Source organism: Phocaeicola coprocola DSM 17136 (assembly GCF_000154845.1).
Classification (GTDB): domain Bacteria; phylum Bacteroidota; class Bacteroidia; order Bacteroidales; family Bacteroidaceae; genus Phocaeicola; species Phocaeicola coprocola.
Window position 1 is genome coordinate 1 of the sequence record NZ_DS981432.1, and the last position, 17,447, is coordinate 17,447.

12 protein-coding genes, 2 tRNA genes and 1 pseudogene are annotated in these 17,447 nt (G+C 41.9%); 4 read left to right on the forward strand and 11 right to left on the reverse strand.

From position 1 onward, the window contains the following. Nucleotides 1-665 (reverse strand): annotated as a pseudogene (locus BACCOP_RS01040) (hypothetical protein); the annotation flags it as partial. 238 nt (nucleotides 666-903) lie between these two features. On the opposite strand from BACCOP_RS01040, the gene BACCOP_RS01045 reads away from it, so the two are divergent. After that, complete coding sequence (locus tag BACCOP_RS01045) at nucleotides 904-1,551, forward strand: helix-turn-helix transcriptional regulator (RefSeq protein ID WP_007565244.1); 648 nt, start codon at nucleotides 904-906, stop codon at nucleotides 1,549-1,551. 210 nt (nucleotides 1,552-1,761) lie between these two features. On the opposite strand, the gene BACCOP_RS01050 is transcribed toward BACCOP_RS01045, so the two are convergent. The 4 genes from BACCOP_RS01050 to BACCOP_RS01065 all read right to left on the reverse strand — a co-directional run bounded on the left by BACCOP_RS01050 (nucleotide 1,762) and on the right by BACCOP_RS01065 (nucleotide 4,326). Further along, nucleotides 1,762-3,048 (reverse strand): O-acetylhomoserine aminocarboxypropyltransferase/cysteine synthase family protein, encoded by a 1,287-nt coding sequence (locus BACCOP_RS01050; protein WP_007565247.1) that lies wholly within the window; start codon nucleotides 3,046-3,048, stop codon nucleotides 1,762-1,764. Nucleotides 3,049-3,084: 36 nt separating this feature from the next. Further along, nucleotides 3,085-4,032, reverse strand: coding sequence for a cysteine synthase A (cysK, locus tag BACCOP_RS01055; RefSeq protein ID WP_007565249.1), 948 nt, complete (start codon nucleotides 4,030-4,032; stop codon nucleotides 3,085-3,087). A 130-nt stretch (nucleotides 4,033-4,162) separates the two neighbouring features. Continuing rightward, nucleotides 4,163-4,235 (reverse strand) — tRNA-Met (locus BACCOP_RS01060). A gap of 18 nt (nucleotides 4,236-4,253) precedes the next feature. Continuing rightward, a tRNA-Met gene (locus tag BACCOP_RS01065) sits at nucleotides 4,254-4,326 on the reverse strand. A 439-nt stretch (nucleotides 4,327-4,765) separates the two neighbouring features. On the opposite strand from BACCOP_RS01065, the gene BACCOP_RS01070 reads away from it, so the two are divergent. The 3 genes from BACCOP_RS01070 to BACCOP_RS01080 all read left to right on the forward strand — a co-directional run bounded on the left by BACCOP_RS01070 (nucleotide 4,766) and on the right by BACCOP_RS01080 (nucleotide 6,912). Beyond that, nucleotides 4,766-5,359, forward strand: a complete 594-nt coding sequence (locus BACCOP_RS01070) for a TetR/AcrR family transcriptional regulator (protein WP_007565251.1) — start codon at nucleotides 4,766-4,768, stop codon at nucleotides 5,357-5,359. 26 nt (nucleotides 5,360-5,385) lie between these two features. Beyond that, nucleotides 5,386-6,132 carry a 3-oxoacyl-[acyl-carrier-protein] reductase gene (gene fabG / locus BACCOP_RS01075; protein ID WP_007565253.1) on the forward strand — a complete coding sequence of 249 codons (747 nt, stop codon included), beginning with the start codon at nucleotides 5,386-5,388 and terminating at the stop codon, nucleotides 6,130-6,132. Nucleotides 6,133-6,237: 105 nt separating this feature from the next. Continuing rightward, on the forward strand, nucleotides 6,238-6,912 hold the full coding sequence (locus BACCOP_RS01080) for an RluA family pseudouridine synthase (protein WP_007565255.1): 675 nt from the start codon (nucleotides 6,238-6,240) through the stop codon (nucleotides 6,910-6,912). Nucleotides 6,913-7,291: 379 nt separating this feature from the next. Here BACCOP_RS01080 and BACCOP_RS01085 read toward each other — a convergent pair whose 3' ends face one another. The 6 genes from BACCOP_RS01085 to BACCOP_RS01115 all read right to left on the reverse strand — a co-directional run bounded on the left by BACCOP_RS01085 (nucleotide 7,292) and on the right by BACCOP_RS01115 (nucleotide 17,377). Further along, the gene (locus tag BACCOP_RS01085; protein WP_007565258.1) at nucleotides 7,292-8,629 is read right to left on the reverse strand and encodes a sigma-54-dependent transcriptional regulator; all 1,338 of its coding nucleotides are present in this window, start codon (nucleotides 8,627-8,629) and stop codon (nucleotides 7,292-7,294) included. A 307-nt stretch (nucleotides 8,630-8,936) separates the two neighbouring features. Beyond that, the gene (locus BACCOP_RS01090) at nucleotides 8,937-11,441 is read right to left on the reverse strand and encodes a hybrid sensor histidine kinase/response regulator (RefSeq protein ID WP_007565262.1); all 2,505 of its coding nucleotides are present in this window, start codon (nucleotides 11,439-11,441) and stop codon (nucleotides 8,937-8,939) included. A 2-nt stretch (nucleotides 11,442-11,443) separates the two neighbouring features. After that, complete coding sequence (locus BACCOP_RS01095) at nucleotides 11,444-12,769, reverse strand: MATE family efflux transporter (protein WP_007565265.1); 1,326 nt, start codon at nucleotides 12,767-12,769, stop codon at nucleotides 11,444-11,446. Then, complete coding sequence (locus BACCOP_RS01100; RefSeq protein WP_007565267.1) at nucleotides 12,766-14,004, reverse strand: M16 family metallopeptidase; 1,239 nt, start codon at nucleotides 14,002-14,004, stop codon at nucleotides 12,766-12,768. The genes BACCOP_RS01095 and BACCOP_RS01100 overlap by 4 nt, the downstream gene beginning before the upstream one ends. Continuing rightward, a complete protein-coding gene (locus BACCOP_RS01105; RefSeq protein ID WP_040311692.1) occupies nucleotides 14,001-14,858 on the reverse strand; it encodes a peptidylprolyl isomerase in 858 nt (285 codons plus the stop codon). Before BACCOP_RS01105 ends, BACCOP_RS01100 begins: the two co-directional genes overlap by 4 nt. A gap of 230 nt (nucleotides 14,859-15,088) precedes the next feature. Next, nucleotides 15,089-17,377 carry an inorganic phosphate transporter gene (locus BACCOP_RS01115; RefSeq protein ID WP_007565274.1) on the reverse strand — a complete coding sequence of 763 codons (2,289 nt, stop codon included), beginning with the start codon at nucleotides 17,375-17,377 and terminating at the stop codon, nucleotides 15,089-15,091. Nucleotides 17,378-17,447: the final 70 nt, after the last annotated feature.

Sequence of the window (17,447 nt, forward strand, 5' to 3'; positions counted from 1 at the left end):
CACGTTTCCTGTTTTTCTGCTCCAATGTCGGATAGTACAGGATACGTCATCCGAAGCGCTGATGACATGAAATCGTCTCACACATAGTGTATGATGTTTCCTGGAAAGAATGCGTCTGCACCACCGTTCTGGACAGGCTCTGTAGCTGTCTTTCTACAGATAAGATAGCTGCTGTACCAGTCAACGAGGCTCTTGTCCATATTATCCAAGGTCTTACAATCTGGCGTCTGAATGGAACCTAAAGTCATGCATTCATGATTGTCGATGTCAATGACACCGATGCCCATGATTTCCAGTCCACGCTTGTATTCTCCTGCACAACCAGACCAGAAGTAACCTATCCAAGGTGTCTTCTTGCCTGATTTGGGAATATAGGAAGGATCGATGGCGATGGCTTTTCTTTTGCCTGTGAGATGCTTGCTGATGATAGAGCCGTTGAACGCAAACCAGTCGAAAGTTTCATGCTCAAAAAGGTTACGATAAGTCTGTTCTGAGAAACAGCCATATCTGCCCAATTGGAGGAAGTTTATACGATCCGGGATGGCCATGAATAATTTCATGGTGTCCATGAACGTTTTTTCAAAAGGTTTTTGTATATTCGCTACTGATTTGAGAGCCGACAGGCACTCGGATTGGTATTGCATAAGGAGTGTTTCTTTAGTCATAATCAGAAGAGTTGAGAGACTTCTAATTTACTAAAAAACCAGCGAATTATGCAATACTTTTTTACCTTTATTATCAGCAGGTTAGCACATTTTTTTCAGCACATTTCTTCATGCTTAACCATTCGTTTTAGACAACATTTCAATGACCTCTTTAGTGTTTCCGAACCGACTTTTGCCGGTTTTATTGTTTAACTTTTAATTTTTCGGTAAAAATTTACCGAAGTATTGATACAAGAATATGAGGCATTTAATATTGGCAGATAATCAGGCAATAACTCGTTTGGGAGTGAAATATTTGGCTTTGGAGGCTGGTAGAGAGCTTTCCTCGATTAAGGAGGCTGTCGGTTTGCAGGAATTGTCGATGATGCTTTCGTCTTATCCGGATTCGGTTGTCATTATTGACTATACTTTGTTCGATTGTACGGCTGATCAGCTTTGGATACTGAAAGAGCGTTTTCCTCAATCTGTTTTTGTACTGTTTAGTGATGCTTTAAGTGAGAGCTTTATCAGGCGGATGGTTTTGGGAGGCATTCAGTTTAGTTTATTGTTTAAAGATTCAGATGTGCACGAGGTTGCTGCTTGCCTGGATGAGGCTGAGCAAGGGCGGCAGTATATTTGTATGAAAGCAAAAAGTTGGTTGTATGAAAAAGAGCGGGATGCTGTTTCTGATATGCCACAGCTGACAATGACAGAAAAAGAAGTTCTGCGTTCTTTGACGTTGGGTAAGACTACTAAAGAAATAGCAGCGGAACGCTTTTTAAGTGTTTATACAGTAATGACGCATCGCAAAAATATTTTCAGGAAGTTGAATGTGAATAACGCTCAGGAAGCGATACGGTATGCCTTAAGGGCAGGAATAGTTAATGTTGCAGAGTATTGTATCTGATATAAACAGGTGTAGTGTCTTTAATACTACTAGCCTTTGAAAAAACTCCTGCTTTTGGTCTTTGTTTATTTATGTGACCAATAGCAGGAGATTTTCATTTTGTAACTTATGATTATAAGTAAATCTATTCAATTTTTCTCTTTTGAAGCAATTGCTTAAGGGTTGTCTCTTTCAAATTAAGAACGTAGTCTTTTCGATAAATTATGATGCTTATACTTTCTCCAATGCCTGAGCTAAGTCTGCTATTAAATCGTCTATATGCTCAGTTCCTATGGACAAACGTACTGTACCTGGTTTGATATGCTGCTCTTCCAGCTCCTTTTCATTTAATTGTGAATGTGTGGTAGTTGCAGGATGAATAACCAGTGATTTCATGTCGGCCACATTAGCAAGTAGGGAAAATATTTCTAAGCTGTCGATAAAACGTTGAGCTTCTTTTATTCCGCCTTTGATGTCAATCGTAAATATAGATCCTCCGCCTTTTGGAAAATAACGTTTATATAGCTTGTTGTCTGGATGCTGAGGTAGGGATGGATGATGCACGGCTTCTACCTTGGGATGTTTGCTTAGATAATCTACTACTTGCAGGGCATTAGCTACGTGTCGTTCAACACGAAGTGAAAGAGTTTCTAGGCCCTGTAATAAAAGGAAAGCGTTGAACGGGCTGATTGCTGCTCCTGTGTCACGTAACAGAATAGCTCGGATACGGATTATATAGGATGCGTTTCCGGCTACGTCGCAGAAACGTATTCCATGATAGCAAGGGTCTGGTTCCGTTAGTTGTGGAAATTTTCCAGATGCTTTCCAGTCAAAGTTTCCGGAATCGATGATAACTCCTCCGAGGCTAGTTCCGTGTCCCCCGATAAATTTAGTCGCTGAGTGTATTACAATATCTGCTCCGTGTTCTATTGGACGAATCAGATAGGGAGTGCCGAAGGTGTTGTCTATTATCAGAGGTATTTTATGTGCATGAGCTATTTGGGCAACAGCTGCTATGTCGATGATATTCGAGTTAGGGTTACCCAGTGTTTCGATAAAAATAAGTTTGGTGTTCTCTTGTATGGCTTGTTCGAAATTTTTCACTTGACATGGATCTACGAAGGTTGTGGTTACTCCTGATGCAGGCAGTGTATGTGCCAGCAAGTTGTATGTCCCACCATAAATTGTATTGGCGGCTACGATATGGTCGCCGGTACGAGTGATGTTTTGAAACGCATATGTGATGGCCGCTGCTCCGGAAGCAACAGCAAGAGCAGCAACACCTCCTTCTAGTGCAGCCATACGTTTTTCGAAGACATCTTGTGTTGGGTTGGAAAGTCTTCCGTAGATGTTTCCTGGATCTTGTAAGGCGAAGCGTGCAGCTGCATGAGCTGAATTATGAAAAACGTACGAAGTTGTCTGATAGATAGGGACGGCTCGTGCGTCTGTAGCTGGGTCTGCCTGTTCTTGTCCTACGTGGAGCTGGAGTGTTTCGAAATGAAGTTTTTTGATGTCCATAGTTGCAATGATTTTGTATGTTACTGTAATTCTGTTTTAAAGCGGATATTCCTCAAAGGCATAAAGTACGGTTGATAAATATCGTTCTCCGGTATCGGGCAGCAACACGACGATGTTTTTATCTTTATATTCTGGCATTTGAGAAAGTTGCAGGGCTGCAAATGTTGCAGCTCCCGAAGAAATACCGACCAAGAGTCCTTCTTGGAGGGAAAGTTCTCTTCCTGTTCGGATGGCATCGTCGTCCTTGACTCTTATTATCTTATCTACTACTTGTGTGTTGTAGGTGCTGGGGATAAATCCGGCTCCTATACCTTGTATCTTATGCATACCCGGTTTTTCACCAGAAAGGACAGCTGAGCTGTCTGGTTCTACTGCTACGATTTCGATATTGGGATTGTATGATTTCAGTCCTTCACCTACACCGCTTAATGTTCCTCCAGTTCCGACTCCTGCTATGAATACGTCTACTTTTCCGTCAGTATCCTGCCAGATCTCTTTTGCTGTAGTCAGAGAATGGGCTCTAGGGTTTGCTGGATTTTCAAATTGCTGCAGAATGACTGCTCCTGGTGTGTTGTCGCGAAGTTCTTCTGCTTTCTTTATGGCTCCGCTCATTCCTTCGTTGCCGGGAGTTAGGACTAGCTCTGCTCCCATGGCTTTTAATAGGTTTTGGCGCTCCAAACTCATTGTTTCAGGCATGGTGAGTACGGCTTTATAGCCTTTTACGGACGCTACCCATGCAAGACCTACACCTGTGTTGCCGCTTGTCGGTTCGATGATAACTGAGCCAGGTCGCAGGATGCCTTTTTGTTCAGCATCTTCTATCATAGCAAGTGCAATGCGGTCTTTAACACTCCCTCCGGGATTGAAAAATTCCAGTTTTGCAATAATATTTGCCTTTGCTTTATGCGTTTGGCTTAGGTGTTGCAACTTTAGTAAAGGGGTGTTTCCTATCAATTCTGTAAGATTTTGGTATATTTTTGCCATAGGTCTTTGTTTTTGGGGGTTGCTTTATGGCAAAGTTAAGAGATTATTAGGGGAATAGCAATACACCATTTAGGGTATATTGTAGAAAATGGGGAAATAAAAAAAGAGAAGCATTTGCTTCTCTCGGTAGTTGCGGAGGCCTGACTCGAACAGACGACCTTTGGGTTATGAGCCCAACGAGCTACCAACTGCTCCACTCCGCGATGTTATTTTTTTTGTAGTTGCGGAGGCCTGACTCGAACAGACGACCTTTGGGTTATGAGCCCAACGAGCTACCAACTGCTCCACTCCGCGATGTTATTTCTTAATTGTGGTGCAAAGGTAAGGGTTTTATTTTGAAAAACAAATTTTTGGACGAATTATTTGATCTTTTTTGTGTATTTCTTCGTGGAAAATGTAGATCTATGCATCTTTTTTTACTTTTTCTTGCCGTAAATATTAAAATCTATTAAGTGGATTTTTTTGTTTTTTCTTAGAATATCTGACGCTGGAAGAAAAGTTTGAGAGATAGATTTACTGCCGTATTAGGTTAAACTTTGATGTTTTTTTATCCTTTAGCTGAAAAAATCTCTCGGCGACAAGAGCTTGTAAGATTCATTTTGGGGAGGATAAAGGCAAAAGAACTCATAAACTCTGTCGCTTACAGTGGAAAATCTGGTCTGAATTTGTGTAGATAAAAGAAAAACAGTAATTTTGCTCACAATAATGTAGATTGTGCAATAAGAGAGTTAGAATGACTGTATTGAAGACCAGAGCCAAGTTAGTAGACGTTGCCCGACAGCTATTCGCCAAGAAAGGAGTTGAGGCTACGACAATGAATGATATTGCCGTGGCATCTAAAAAAGGCCGTCGTACTCTATATACTTATTTTAAAAGTAAAGATCAGATTTATATGGCTGTGGTAGAGTCGGAACTCAAGATGCTTTCGGATACAATGGATAAGGTTGCCAAGAAACCGACTGTACCCGATGAGAAAATCCTGGAGCTGATTACTACACATCTTGATATTATTAAAATGGCGGTTTATCGTAATGGTACGCTCCGTGCTGATTTCTTCCGTGATATTTGGCGTGTAGAAACAATGAGAAAGTATTTCGACAACAACGAAATAAAGCTTTTTCGTGAAGTCTTGAGAGAAGGAAAAGAACAAGGGCTGTTCGATATAGATAATGTAGAGATAACCGCCGATATATTGCATTACTGCATCAAAGGAATCGAGGTACCATACATTCGTGGACAGATAGGAGAGGATCTGGACGACGAAACCGGCTGGCGGTATGTGTCTAAAATCGTGTATGGTGCTTTGGGATGTCGGAAAGAAAAATAAGTTTAATCTTTTAAATATAACAAATCATGGGATTATTAACAGGAAAAACAGCTATCGTAACCGGTGCTGCTCGTGGTATCGGTAAAGCTATTGCAATGAAATTTGCTGCCGAAGGTGCAAATATTGCATTTACAGACTTGGTAATTGATGAAAACGGAAAGAATACAGAAGCTGAAATTGCTGCATTGGGAGTAAAGGTTAAAGGTTACGCTTCAAATGCTGCCAGCTTTGAAGATACTGCAAAAGTTGTTGAACAGATTAAAGAAGACTTTGGTACTATCGATATTCTGGTTAACAATGCAGGTATCACAAAAGACGGTTTGATGATGAGAATGAGTGAAGCACAGTGGGATGCCGTAATCGGTGTTAACTTGAAATCTGCTTTCAACTTTATTCACGCTTGTACTCCAATCATGATGCGTCAGAAGAGTGGTAACATCATCAACATGGCTTCTGTTGTAGGTGTACATGGTAACGCCGGACAGTGTAACTACTCTGCATCAAAGGCAGGTATGATTGGTTTGGCTAAGTCTATTGCTCAGGAACTTGGTTCTCGTGGTATCCGTGCAAATGCTATTGCTCCGGGATTCATCATTACTGATATGACAGCAAAATTGTCTGACGAAGTAAAAGCTGAATGGGCTAAGAAGATTCCTTTGCGTCGTGGAGGTACTCCGGAAGATGTTGCAAACATCGCATTGTTCCTGGCTTCTGACTTGTCTGCTTATGTATCAGGTCAGGTAATTCAGGTAGACGGTGGTATGAACATGTAATATTTAGTAAATAATTTGTAGGTGAAGAATGAGGAACCTACATGCAGTCAATATTTGTCGCTGCATCGTATTCTTCATTCTTCATCTTTTTTATTTTATGGCATTATGACCGTAGTATACGAAGACAACCATATTATTATAGTAAATAAAACGGCTTCCGAAATTGTGCAGGGTGACAAGACTGGAGATATACCTTTGTCTGAAACTGTAAAACAATATCTGAAGGAAAAGTATTCCAAGCCTGGTAATGTGTTTTTAGGCGTAGCACATCGTCTGGACCGACCTGTAAGCGGACTGGTGGTTTTTGCTAAAACCAGTAAAGCTTTGGCTCGTCTGAACGATATGTTTCGCAACAGTGAAGTGAAGAAAACTTATTGGGCCATCGTGAAGCAGTGTCCTCCTGCTGAAGAAGGGGAGCTGGTACATTATTTGGTACGCAATGAAAAGCAAAATAAATCGTATGCTTACGATAAAGAAGTGAAGAACTCGAAGAAAGCTGTTCTTAACTACAGACTGATAGGGCATTCACAAAATTATTATTTGCTGGAAGTGGATTTAAAAACCGGACGGCATCATCAGATTCGTTGTCAGCTTGCAAAGATGGGATGTCCCATTAAAGGTGATCTGAAATATGGCTTTCCACGGTCGAATCCTGACGGAAGTATTTGCCTGCATGCGCGTAGGGTACGGTTTATTCATCCGGTATCGAAAGAACCGATTGATATAACAGCACCTGTTCCTTCCGGTAATTTATGGAATGGCTTCGAAATGAACAAATAAAAAGAGAAAACGAGGACGCTTCACAGCGTCCTCGTTTGTTAAAAACACATAGGCATCTTCATTTTCTTGTCAAAAGGTTGTATTTCAGGGGGAAATCAACCTTTCTCTCTTTTGTTTTTATGGGGTTGGGTTTATAGTTTAGTTTTTGCCTTTTTTTATGTTGTATAGAGTGTGTGTATCCAATTCTCTCGTAAGAGATATATTGCAATCATCGTGCCAGAAAAAAGGGTTTTATTTAATTCTTTGATTTATAAATGTTTGGGCAAAACTGTGACTTCCTGTAGATTGGGGAAAGTGTGGAATGTGTAGAAAAAACTGTGGAATAAATCCACAGTTTTGTGGAATTTTTTCTTCAATGAATAAATTTTCAGGAGAAATATTACCCGATATTATACAGTTTCATTTTATTGTATAATGTTTTACGGTCTATCCCCAGCAACAGTGCTGCTTTGGTTTTATTATTTCCCGTTTGTTGCAAAGCATTCATTATCCGTTTCTTTTCTGCTTCTTCATCGTGTAAAGCAAATGATGATGTAGCAGGACTTACGGGCTGTGCGAGAATCTCTTCTCCTAAATCGTGTACAGTAATAAATTCTCCTCGTGCCAGCAACGTAGCACGTTTGACAATATTTTTTAGTTGACGCAAGTTGCCTGGCCACGAATAGCGTTGAAGTGCTTCACTTGCAGCAGCGTCAAAACCGATCAACGTACGTTCCAGTTCTCGGTTTGCCTGGTCCAGAAAGAAATTAGCAAAGAGCAGAATATCTTCGGGACGCTCTTTCAGGTCGGGCATTCGTAGGGTAAATTCATTAATACGATGATATAAATCTTCGCGGAATGTACCTTTAGCTATAGCTTCCTTCAGGTTTTCGTTGGTGGCACTTACAAGTCGTACATCCACCTCTATTTCCTTGGTCGAACCTATTCTGCGAATACGGCGTTCCTGTAAAGCACGCAGCAGCTGAACCTGTACCTCGTAACTCAGGTTTCCTATTTCATCGAGAAATAAAGTACCTCCGTTGGCTTCTTCAAATGCACCTACTTTATCATTTAGCGCTCCGGTAAATGAACCTTTTATATGTCCGAAAAACTCAGATGCAGCCAAGTCCTTGGGTATCGATCCACAGTCTATTGCTATGAAAGGCTTTCCATTTCGTTTACTTAGTTCATGGATTCGGTGTGCTACATATTCTTTTCCCGTACCACTTGCTCCATTTATGAGAACAGACATTTGAGTAGGGGCAACCAGACGGACATAACTGAATAATTGGTGAGCTGCTTCACTTTCACCTTCCAGAAAACTTTGCGGAGTATTTTTTTCAATATGCGCTTCATTAGGCGTAGCAGGAACTTCAGATTTTTGGATAGCTTCTTTTATCTTTTTCAGCAATTCGTCAGGCTGAACTGGTTTCGCTATATAGTCGCTTGCTCCTTGTTTTATGGCCTGTACGGCAGTCTGTATTTCGGCATAACTCGTCATAATAATAAAAGGAGTAGTGCACGACTGGCTGCGAAGCCATACCAGCAAATGTATTCCGTCTTGGTCAGGAAGCCGTAAGTCAGACAATATGAGGTCGTAAGAACGTGCTGAGAGTTGTTTCTTGGCACGTGAACTACTACCTGCCGTATCAACTTCGAAACCTTTTTTCCCCAACCACGTTTTCAGCATGGTAGCAAAAGTTAAATCATCTTCGATTATGAGAATAGACGGAGTCATATATTTCTTTTTATCCGGTATGTTACAAATAAAAAAAGCCTTGTTGTCCTAATGGATTTAGTTTGTGGTAATACGTGGAGAAACAGTGGCCTCTTTTACAGAAACACTTTGTTTTTTCGCAAATATTCTGCTCCTTTTTCGGAGTTTTACTTCATTCTTTAATTCATTTTTCTGGTATTCCAAGGCTGTAATCTGATACAAAGATAATATTTTTTCAGTATAGTACTCAGACCATATTTAAATTTTCCAGTAAACAGAGTACCTCAGATTGTTTTTTAAGTTTTCTTTTGGAAGTTTTTTTACTATTTTAGTTGTCCTTCCCGTCGTTTAAAACCTTCTTGGCTTCCTTAATTACGTCAGCTATGCAACTTAATGCTTCGTCTGCATGTTGTCTGGCTTCATCACTTAGATCTGTGTTTCCCCGATGAAACTCCAGCCATTGTAAGGCCGGTATAGCTTTTCTAGCTTCAATCATGGTGAAAGTAGGAAGCATTTTGTGGGCTACGTTACACAAATCTGCCATGTCCTTATTGCTTAGAGCCTGTTTCATACGTTCATAATTCTTCGTACTTTCTCCGATGAAAGTTTCCAGAATCTCATGTGCAGCGGCAGGGTCATCACCCGAAAAAGCTGTGAGGGGTGAAAAATTATATGTACATTCTGTATCAGACGGTTTACTGTCTGTTTGTACTGTATTTCCTTTCCAGTCTTCTTGCATGTGAGTTTTGAAAATTTTCAACAGCTCAGTCTGATTGAAAGGTTTATGCAGACATCCGGCAAAGCCCTGTGTGCAAAAATCAGTTTCATCCATATCGCTTCGGGCGGTGATGGCTATGACGGGAATGTTTTTAGCCTGTGGAACATCGAGGCTTCTCAGTTTCTGGAGTAGCTCAAAGCCGTTCATTGCAGGCATTTGTATATCAGTAAAAACAATATCAAATGTTTCTGAAGCTATCAGCTTGAAGAGTTCCTCCGGCTGTGTACAGCATTTTATGACAGGAGGAATGTTATGTTGGGCATGATTGAACAGGTCATAAATCATGACTTCTGTCAGATTGAGCTGGATACGGTCGTCATCTATTAACAGAATACGCCATTGCTTTTTGTCGTCCGACAGTGTTTCGACTTGAGTTATTGGTGCTTTCGTTACTTTGGGTAAGAATAGTACAACCTGAAACATACTTCCTTTTCCGGGAGCACTTTCTATGGTTATTTCGCCGTTAAGTAGTTCAACCAGTTTCTTTGTAATAGACAGACCAAGTCCGAATCCTTCTTGTCCCTGCGCACTTTGTAAACGAGTAAAAGCTTGGAATACACGTTGCTGCTCTTGAATACTCATACCGCAACCGGTATCTTCTACGCGGAAAGTAAACCGGTTTTGCTCATAATCTACTTGAATTGTGATACTTCCTTGTGAAGTAAATTTCAGTGCATTCGATATCAGGTTTTCTGCAATCTGGCGTATGCGGAAAGGATCACCTTCAAGATTAAGCGTACGTGGTATGTTCTCTTCGAAGTTGAGGGTTAGTTGTTTCTTTTCTGCTCCGGGCAAGAAGCTGGTATAGATACTTTCGAACAGTTCATGTGGATTGAACGTTACGGGGTGAATATCCATTTTTCCTGCTTCCAGTCGGTGGTAGTCAAGAAGTGAAGTAATCAGGTCCAGCAGATGATTTGCCGAACTTTTCATATTATGTAAGTAAAACTGCTGACGACGGTCCTGTACCAGTCTGATTAACAAATCTATATATCCGATAATGGATCCGGCAGGAGCTTTGATGTCGTGCGTGATGGTAAGCATCAGTTTCTCTCGTGCCACAAGTAGATTTTCAGCATATAGTTTAGCTTTTTCCAGTTCTTTACGGTAATGGTTACTTCGTGTTATATCTCGCCAGATAATGGTAAAGAAAATAAGCACAAGCAATACAGCCAGAATAGCAATCGTTGCCATTGTCCATGCAGCCTGCTGGCGGATGTCTTGTTCGTGCGCTATGCGGACTTCCATTGCCTTTTGTTCATCATCCTCTATATTATCCAGCAGCTGATTTACACGCTGGCTCACCCTTCCTCCTGCAATACGCAGCTGGTTGATGCGTGCGTCAAGCGTCCGCATACTTTCTTGTCTTGTCTGGAAAACCTTGTGCTGTATAGAAGTCAGCATAGTAGCAATGGTATCAACCGGATTGTAAGCTTCGTCTATTGTATCTGTATATTCTTCCTGGATGATATTGTCCACTTGGGTTGAGTCGGGCTTACCGGGAGAAAATACATCGGCAAGTCTGCGGAAAAACTTTTTGGGCTTATGATGAATAGTATATGAGTTACGGTGGGTAACCGCGCGTCGGCGTACGTGTGTACTGCTCAATATGGAGTCTTGCTGCATAATCAGACTATCCAGCTGCTGCCGGTACAATTCGTCTGTGGGGCTTTGCTTCATGGCTTCGAGCACCAGTACCATGTTTTGCTCTTTATTCCGCAGCAATGAACGTACTGTATCCAGACGCATCTGTTGCAATGTATCAGTCAGAAGTTGCTGAAGAGAGTCTATAAGGGCGCTGGCTTCTTTCATCGCCCTTTTGTATTTAGGATATTCATTAAGTCGTCCGATACGTAATGTCTGTCCGATAATTTCTGCTTCGTATAGTTGGGTTACAATCTGGTGCGTTGTTTTCCTCCGGTTACTGATCGTTTCTTCCAGTCCCGTAGGCGTAGTGAGCAATGTCATTTGCTGGTGAATGTATCCGATAGCTCCGAAAAGCAAGCAAATGAGTAAAATATATCCGAAGGCAATTTTCGTTGAAGTAGAAAACATAGTCAGACTCCTTTTCCCGTTTTATATCTGAATCTGAGATAATACATAATTCCGGCGCTGGTCAAGCCGAACGGGAAAGCCATCCATATACCGGTGATTCCCCAGTCGAAAACAAAGCCGAACAAGTATCCCAAAGGAAGTGATATAATGAAATAAGCAATAAATGAGAACAACATCATCAGGCGTACATCGGCAATGCCTCTCAAGGAATTGGCAAAATTGATTTGCAGTCCGTCGCCAAACTGGTAAAGAAGGAACGGAATAATAACCTGAGCTACCATGACAGCAACAGTTGCGTCATCCGTAAACCATCCGCCCAAGTGGTTACGCAGCAGGTAAATAGGTATGGATGTACAGACTATCATAATCAGAATGATGTGAAAACCAATGTTTGCTGTACGTCTTACATTGACTATATCCCTCTGTCCTAGAAAGTTACTGATACGTACAGATACAGCAGCTCCCATGCCATAATACATCATGAAGCATATTTGTGAAACAGCAATCATAATCTGATAGCTGGCAAGCTCTGCACTTCCCAGCCAACCAACCATGATCGCACTCAGGCTGAAGGAAGCTGTTTCCATTCCCATTTGTGCTGCAATGGGCCATCCTAGTCTGTTCAGCAAGCTGAAATCTGCTGTGTTGATTTTTCCCAGTCGGAAACCTTCTCTGAAACTCTGGTAACGACGGGTACCGAAAAACAGAACCAGATAAGCTATGACCATAAGAATACGTGATACCATTGTAGATATACCTGCACCTAGGAGGCCTAGTTCGGGCATGCCAAGCTTACCGTAAATAAGGATATAGTTGCCGATAATATTCAGAATGTTACCACTTAATAATATCCACATGGATACTTTGGTATCGGTGATTCCATCGGAGAACTGTTTGAATCCGTTGAACCATAATACGAATGGCAGAGAAACCAGCAATACCATAAAGTAAGGACGCATATGCGGTATCAGCTCATCAGGCTGACCCATACGGTCAAGGTTCAGATAAAGTATAGTCATTACCAGGCATACGATCGCTGCCAGTACAGTATTGGCTGCAAGGCTGTTTTTAAGCGTTCTTCCTACCTCGCTTACTTTGTGCTGTCCGAACAGACTGCCCACAACAGGCGTCAGTCCATAGGCAAATCCTGTACTGAAGATAATGGCAAGATTGAACATGTTATTGACGAAGCTGGCAGCAGCCAGTTCTGTCGTACTGTGATGTCCGATCATCAGCGTATCAGCAAATCCCAATACGATAACTCCTATCTGCCCGATGACAATAGGAAGGCCTAACGATAATAATGCGCGGTAATGTGACTGACTCATTTGATAGCTTTATAATATAGAATGTTACAATTCTCGGGTACAAAAGTACGGCATGCCGTATCTTGTATCTGTCCGACCGTTACCGAACGGTATTTTCCTACTTCCAGATTTATATCTTCCGCGTGTCCAAGCAATTCAAAGAATGCAAGGTTGGTTGCTACATTCAGGTAATTGATGTTGTTGAAAATCTGTTCGCTTTCGTAGCGGTTCTTTACCTTTTCCAGTTCTTCTTCGGCTACCGGAATCGTTTTCAGTTTGTCGAGCTCCTGCCATACAGCCTCTTCTGCCTGCTCCAGGGTGATGCCCGAAGCTGGTTTTCCTGTAATATGCAGCAAACCCTCGTCGAGGCTTCCCGAAATATAGGCGTCGATGGAGGTAAAGAGTTTTTTCTCTTGTACCAATGTCTGTATGAATCGCGATGAACGTCCGTTTGAAAGCAAGTCGGTTATGATGTCGAATACGTGATATTCGGCATGGAACCGGTTACACATATGAAAGGCCATATATAAAGCATCTACCGGAACTTTTCGTTCTACGCTGCGTCGGCGTATCGCTGTCTGAGGCTTTTCTGCCGGCAATTCACGTTTGGGTATATTGCGTGAAGGTATCGGACCGAACCATTTCTCAGCCAGACGGACAGTTTCTTCAAATGAAATATGACCTGTAACTGCCAGAATCGCATTGTTAGGAGCATAGAAACGATAGAAAAAGTTCTTAACTTCATCTAGTGTAGCATTGGCTATGTGGCTGATTTCCTTACCGATGGTCGGCCAGCGGTATGGGTGATCCTGGTAAGCCATTTCGCGCAGCAAATGTGATGCGTCGCCATAAGGCTGGTTCAGATTCCGTTGCTTGAACTCTTCAATTACGACCTGTCGCTGTACTTCCAGGCTTTGCGGGCTGAAGTCGAGGCTCAGCATGCGGTCGCTTTCCAGCCAGAATCCTGTTTCTACGTTCTGATAGGGAAGGGTAATGTAATAATTAGTAATGTCATTGTTGGTCCATGCATTGTTTTCCCCACCGGCATTTTGTACCGGTGCATCGTAATCGGGAATATTCACTGAACCGCCGAACATCAGATGCTCAAACAGGTGAGCAAAACCGGTATGCTCCGGATCTTCGTCGCGTGCTCCTACATCGTACAGCAAATTGAGGGCAACCATTTGGGTAGAGTTGTCCTCATTGTGTACGATACGCAGCCCGTTGGGCAATGTATGATGGTTTACTTGTATCATTCTTTATCCGATTTCTCTATTACAGAAGCCTTCAGTATACGTACATCCTTTTCCGGACGGTCTGTACGGTTGGTTTTTACAGCTTCGATACGTGCTACAACATCCATTCCGTCTACTACCTCTCCAAATATGGTATAGCTGCCGTCAAGATGTGGAGCTCCGCCTACTGTAGTATATGCCTGAATCTGTTCACGGGTAAATTTCAGAGCAGGCTCTTTCTTAACCTCAGCACGTGCTTGTGCTTCCAGTGTATCTTGCAGTGCCATCAGGCCTTCCATATCGTTTGCTTTACGCATCTTATAGATTTCTTTCATGTGCTTGCGTGCCAAAGCCTGAAATACGGTGTCTAGTCTGGCTTCGTTCAGCTGGTTCTCCATATTGATCATCTGTGCCTCAGAGAATTTTCTTCCGGTTACAATATAAAACTGGCAGCCTGATGATTCTCTGTTGGGGTTGACTTCATCACCCTGACGTGCAGCAGCAAGTACACCTCTTTTGTGGAAAAATTTCGGATTGATTTCTGCAGGAATAGTATAGCCTACATCACCGGTTCCTAAAGTTGTTGTGGTGTCGGTAGCAGTCTTGCTTTGCGGATCGCCTGCCTGAATCATGAAGTTTTTGATAACTCGGTGGAAAAGTGTACTGTCGTATACCCCTTCTTTCACCAGTTTTATGAAATTGTCACGGTGCTTAGGCGTTTCGTCATACAACTTTACAATAATATTTCCCATCGTGGTTTCCAGACATACAAGTGTTTCGTTTCCAGTCATCATAGATTTTTCTTTTTTTTGACTTCCGGTGCATGCGGCCATGCAACAGAGAATCAGGGTGAATAAAATGATTGTTTTCTTCATACAGTGTGTGTTTTGTCTGCAAATGTACAAAAAAGCCGTATCATTTCAGGATATTGTTTTTGTTTTTGTAGCTACCCGATATGGCTGTCTTTTCAGTTTATCGGGAAGAATAAAAAAAACATCAGCATATTTTGGGGAAAACATGCTGATGTTTTTTTATTTTTTGTACAAAATACAGAAGCTTTTGTACGATTTATTTTGAGACTTCTAGCATTCTTATAATCAGGATCTTATTCTGTTAAGCTAAGCATCTGTGCTTCCTGAGGAACATAATCTCCCTGGAAGAAACGGCTGGCACGAAGCAGGTGTCGCCAGATACTTACCAACTCTTGTGATTCCTGAAGAATGTTCAGATATACCATCGAAGCTTTCAGACTTGTGCTGTCTGCTTCCTGCATGCGGTTCATCTGCTGTTTGCGCAATGCTGATATCTTATTCTTCAAAGCATCACCTTTTACCAAAATATCATCGGCTTCGGCATAGTTGTTGTTTTCGATGACTGTTTGAGTACGATCCATCAGCTGACAGAGTTCTTCACGTATTGGTAAGAATTCTGCAATGCAATCTTTTGATATCGGGTTGAAGTTGTTGTCTACGTGTTCCTTACAAGGCTCACAAATACGCTTCAAGCAGTATAACATCTGTTCGCAGCTGTTACTTCCCAGGTGGAACCATGTATTCTTTTCGATAGCAATAGGAATAGGTATACGACGTAAACCGAGAATTTCTTTACGACGACGTTTTTTCAACATTTTCCTTTGATCGTCAGTTGAACTCATTACCTTCTTCAACTGTTTCAAGTCTTCATTGATGAATCCGTCGGTTACTTGCATATAAGCCTGTTCGGTATAGTTGATGTAGTCGGTCAATGTTTCTTTCACGTGCAGACGGAGCAGTGACAAGACTTCTGCTTTGTCTTTGCTTGCCATCATACGTTTGAACGTATCATCCTGCTGTTCTGCCTTTTCTTTCTTGCTGTATTTGATGTTACTGCGAACCAGCAAGAATACTGCAACACAGATGAAGACAAACATTCCAACAAAGCTAGTGTAGAACATGATGGCAGTAACCAGTGCACAGATAGTAAAGGCTACGAAAGCTGTAATGAACCATCCGCCGATAACTGACAGCATTCCAGTGATACGGTATACAGCGCTTTCACGTCCCCAAGCACGGTCGGCAAGTGAAGAACCCATAGCTACGATAAAGGTAACGTATGTAGTAGAAAGCGGCAACTTCATTGTTGTACCGATAATGATCAACAAACCAGAAAGTACCAGATTGACTGCTGCACGAACCATATCGAATGCTGCTCCATTTTCCAGGATAACTTCATCCTTGTTGAAACGGCTGTCTATCCAGCGGCGCATTCCTACCGGAATTACCTTTACCATGAATTCATTAATCGTTGTAGCGCGGCGTACGATGGTACGTGCCAGAGCAGATGAGCCGAACATTTCGTCACCCTCTTCCTGACGTGCCAGGTCGACAGATGTCTTGATTACGTTTTTAGCTTTCTTAGAGGTAGCAAGTGCATATACCATGATGATGCCTGAAGCAAACAAGAAGATAGCCGGAGTTTTGGCAGACGACATAAGAGAACTCATCATAAAGTCGTGTATACCTGCACCATTCGAGTTGGCAACGTAGTCGGTATAGGCTGAAAAACCGGCAAGAGGTACACCTATAAAGTTTACAAGGTCGTTTCCAGCAAAAGCCAGGGCCAGTGCGAAAGTACCGAGTAATACGATGATGCGGAATACGTTTACCTTACACCAGTGAAGAATCTGCATCAGCAATGTAAAGAAAACAAAGCATCCGGCTACAAGTAATGTCGTGTTTTGATCTATCCAGGCAAGTGATTCAGCACTCATAAACGGTGCACTTTTCAAGCCTTTGATCAGAACGAAGTATGAAAGTGATGTGACTGAAATTCCTCCGAATATACCAATTGTCCAGGAAAGATGTTTTTTATAGTTGAAACTGAAAATGATTCGGGATATATACTGAACAAGAGTTCCGGCAATAAATGCGATAGCGACAGAGAGGAAGATACCCATGATAACGGACAATGCTTTTTCGGTGTTCATCATATCTCCCAATGAAAGAAGACCGGTTTCATCGCCGATAATTTTCAGAATAGCCAGAATAAATGTACCTCCCAATAATTCGAATACCATTGAAACGGTGGTTGAGGTAGGTAACCCCAGCGTGTTAAATACGTCCAGCAGCACAACATCCGTTACCATGACGGCAAGCAGGATACACATAATTTCATAGAAACTGAAATTGGCGGGTTGGAAAATGCCGTGCCGGGCGATGTCCATCATGCCGTTACTCAAAATAGCTCCGGCAAAAACGCCGACTGCCGCTACAATGATAATTGTCCTGTATCGGGCAACCTTTGCACCTACGGCGGAGTTCATGAAGTTAACTGCATCATTGCTGACACCTACCAGAAGGTCGAATATTGCCAGCATAAAAAGGAAAATTACAATTCCCAAGTAAAGAGTTTCCATATACTACTATAAAATGAATTTTTCAGTGTCGCAAAGGTATGCAGGGGGTGTTATATTGAAATGTCATAAA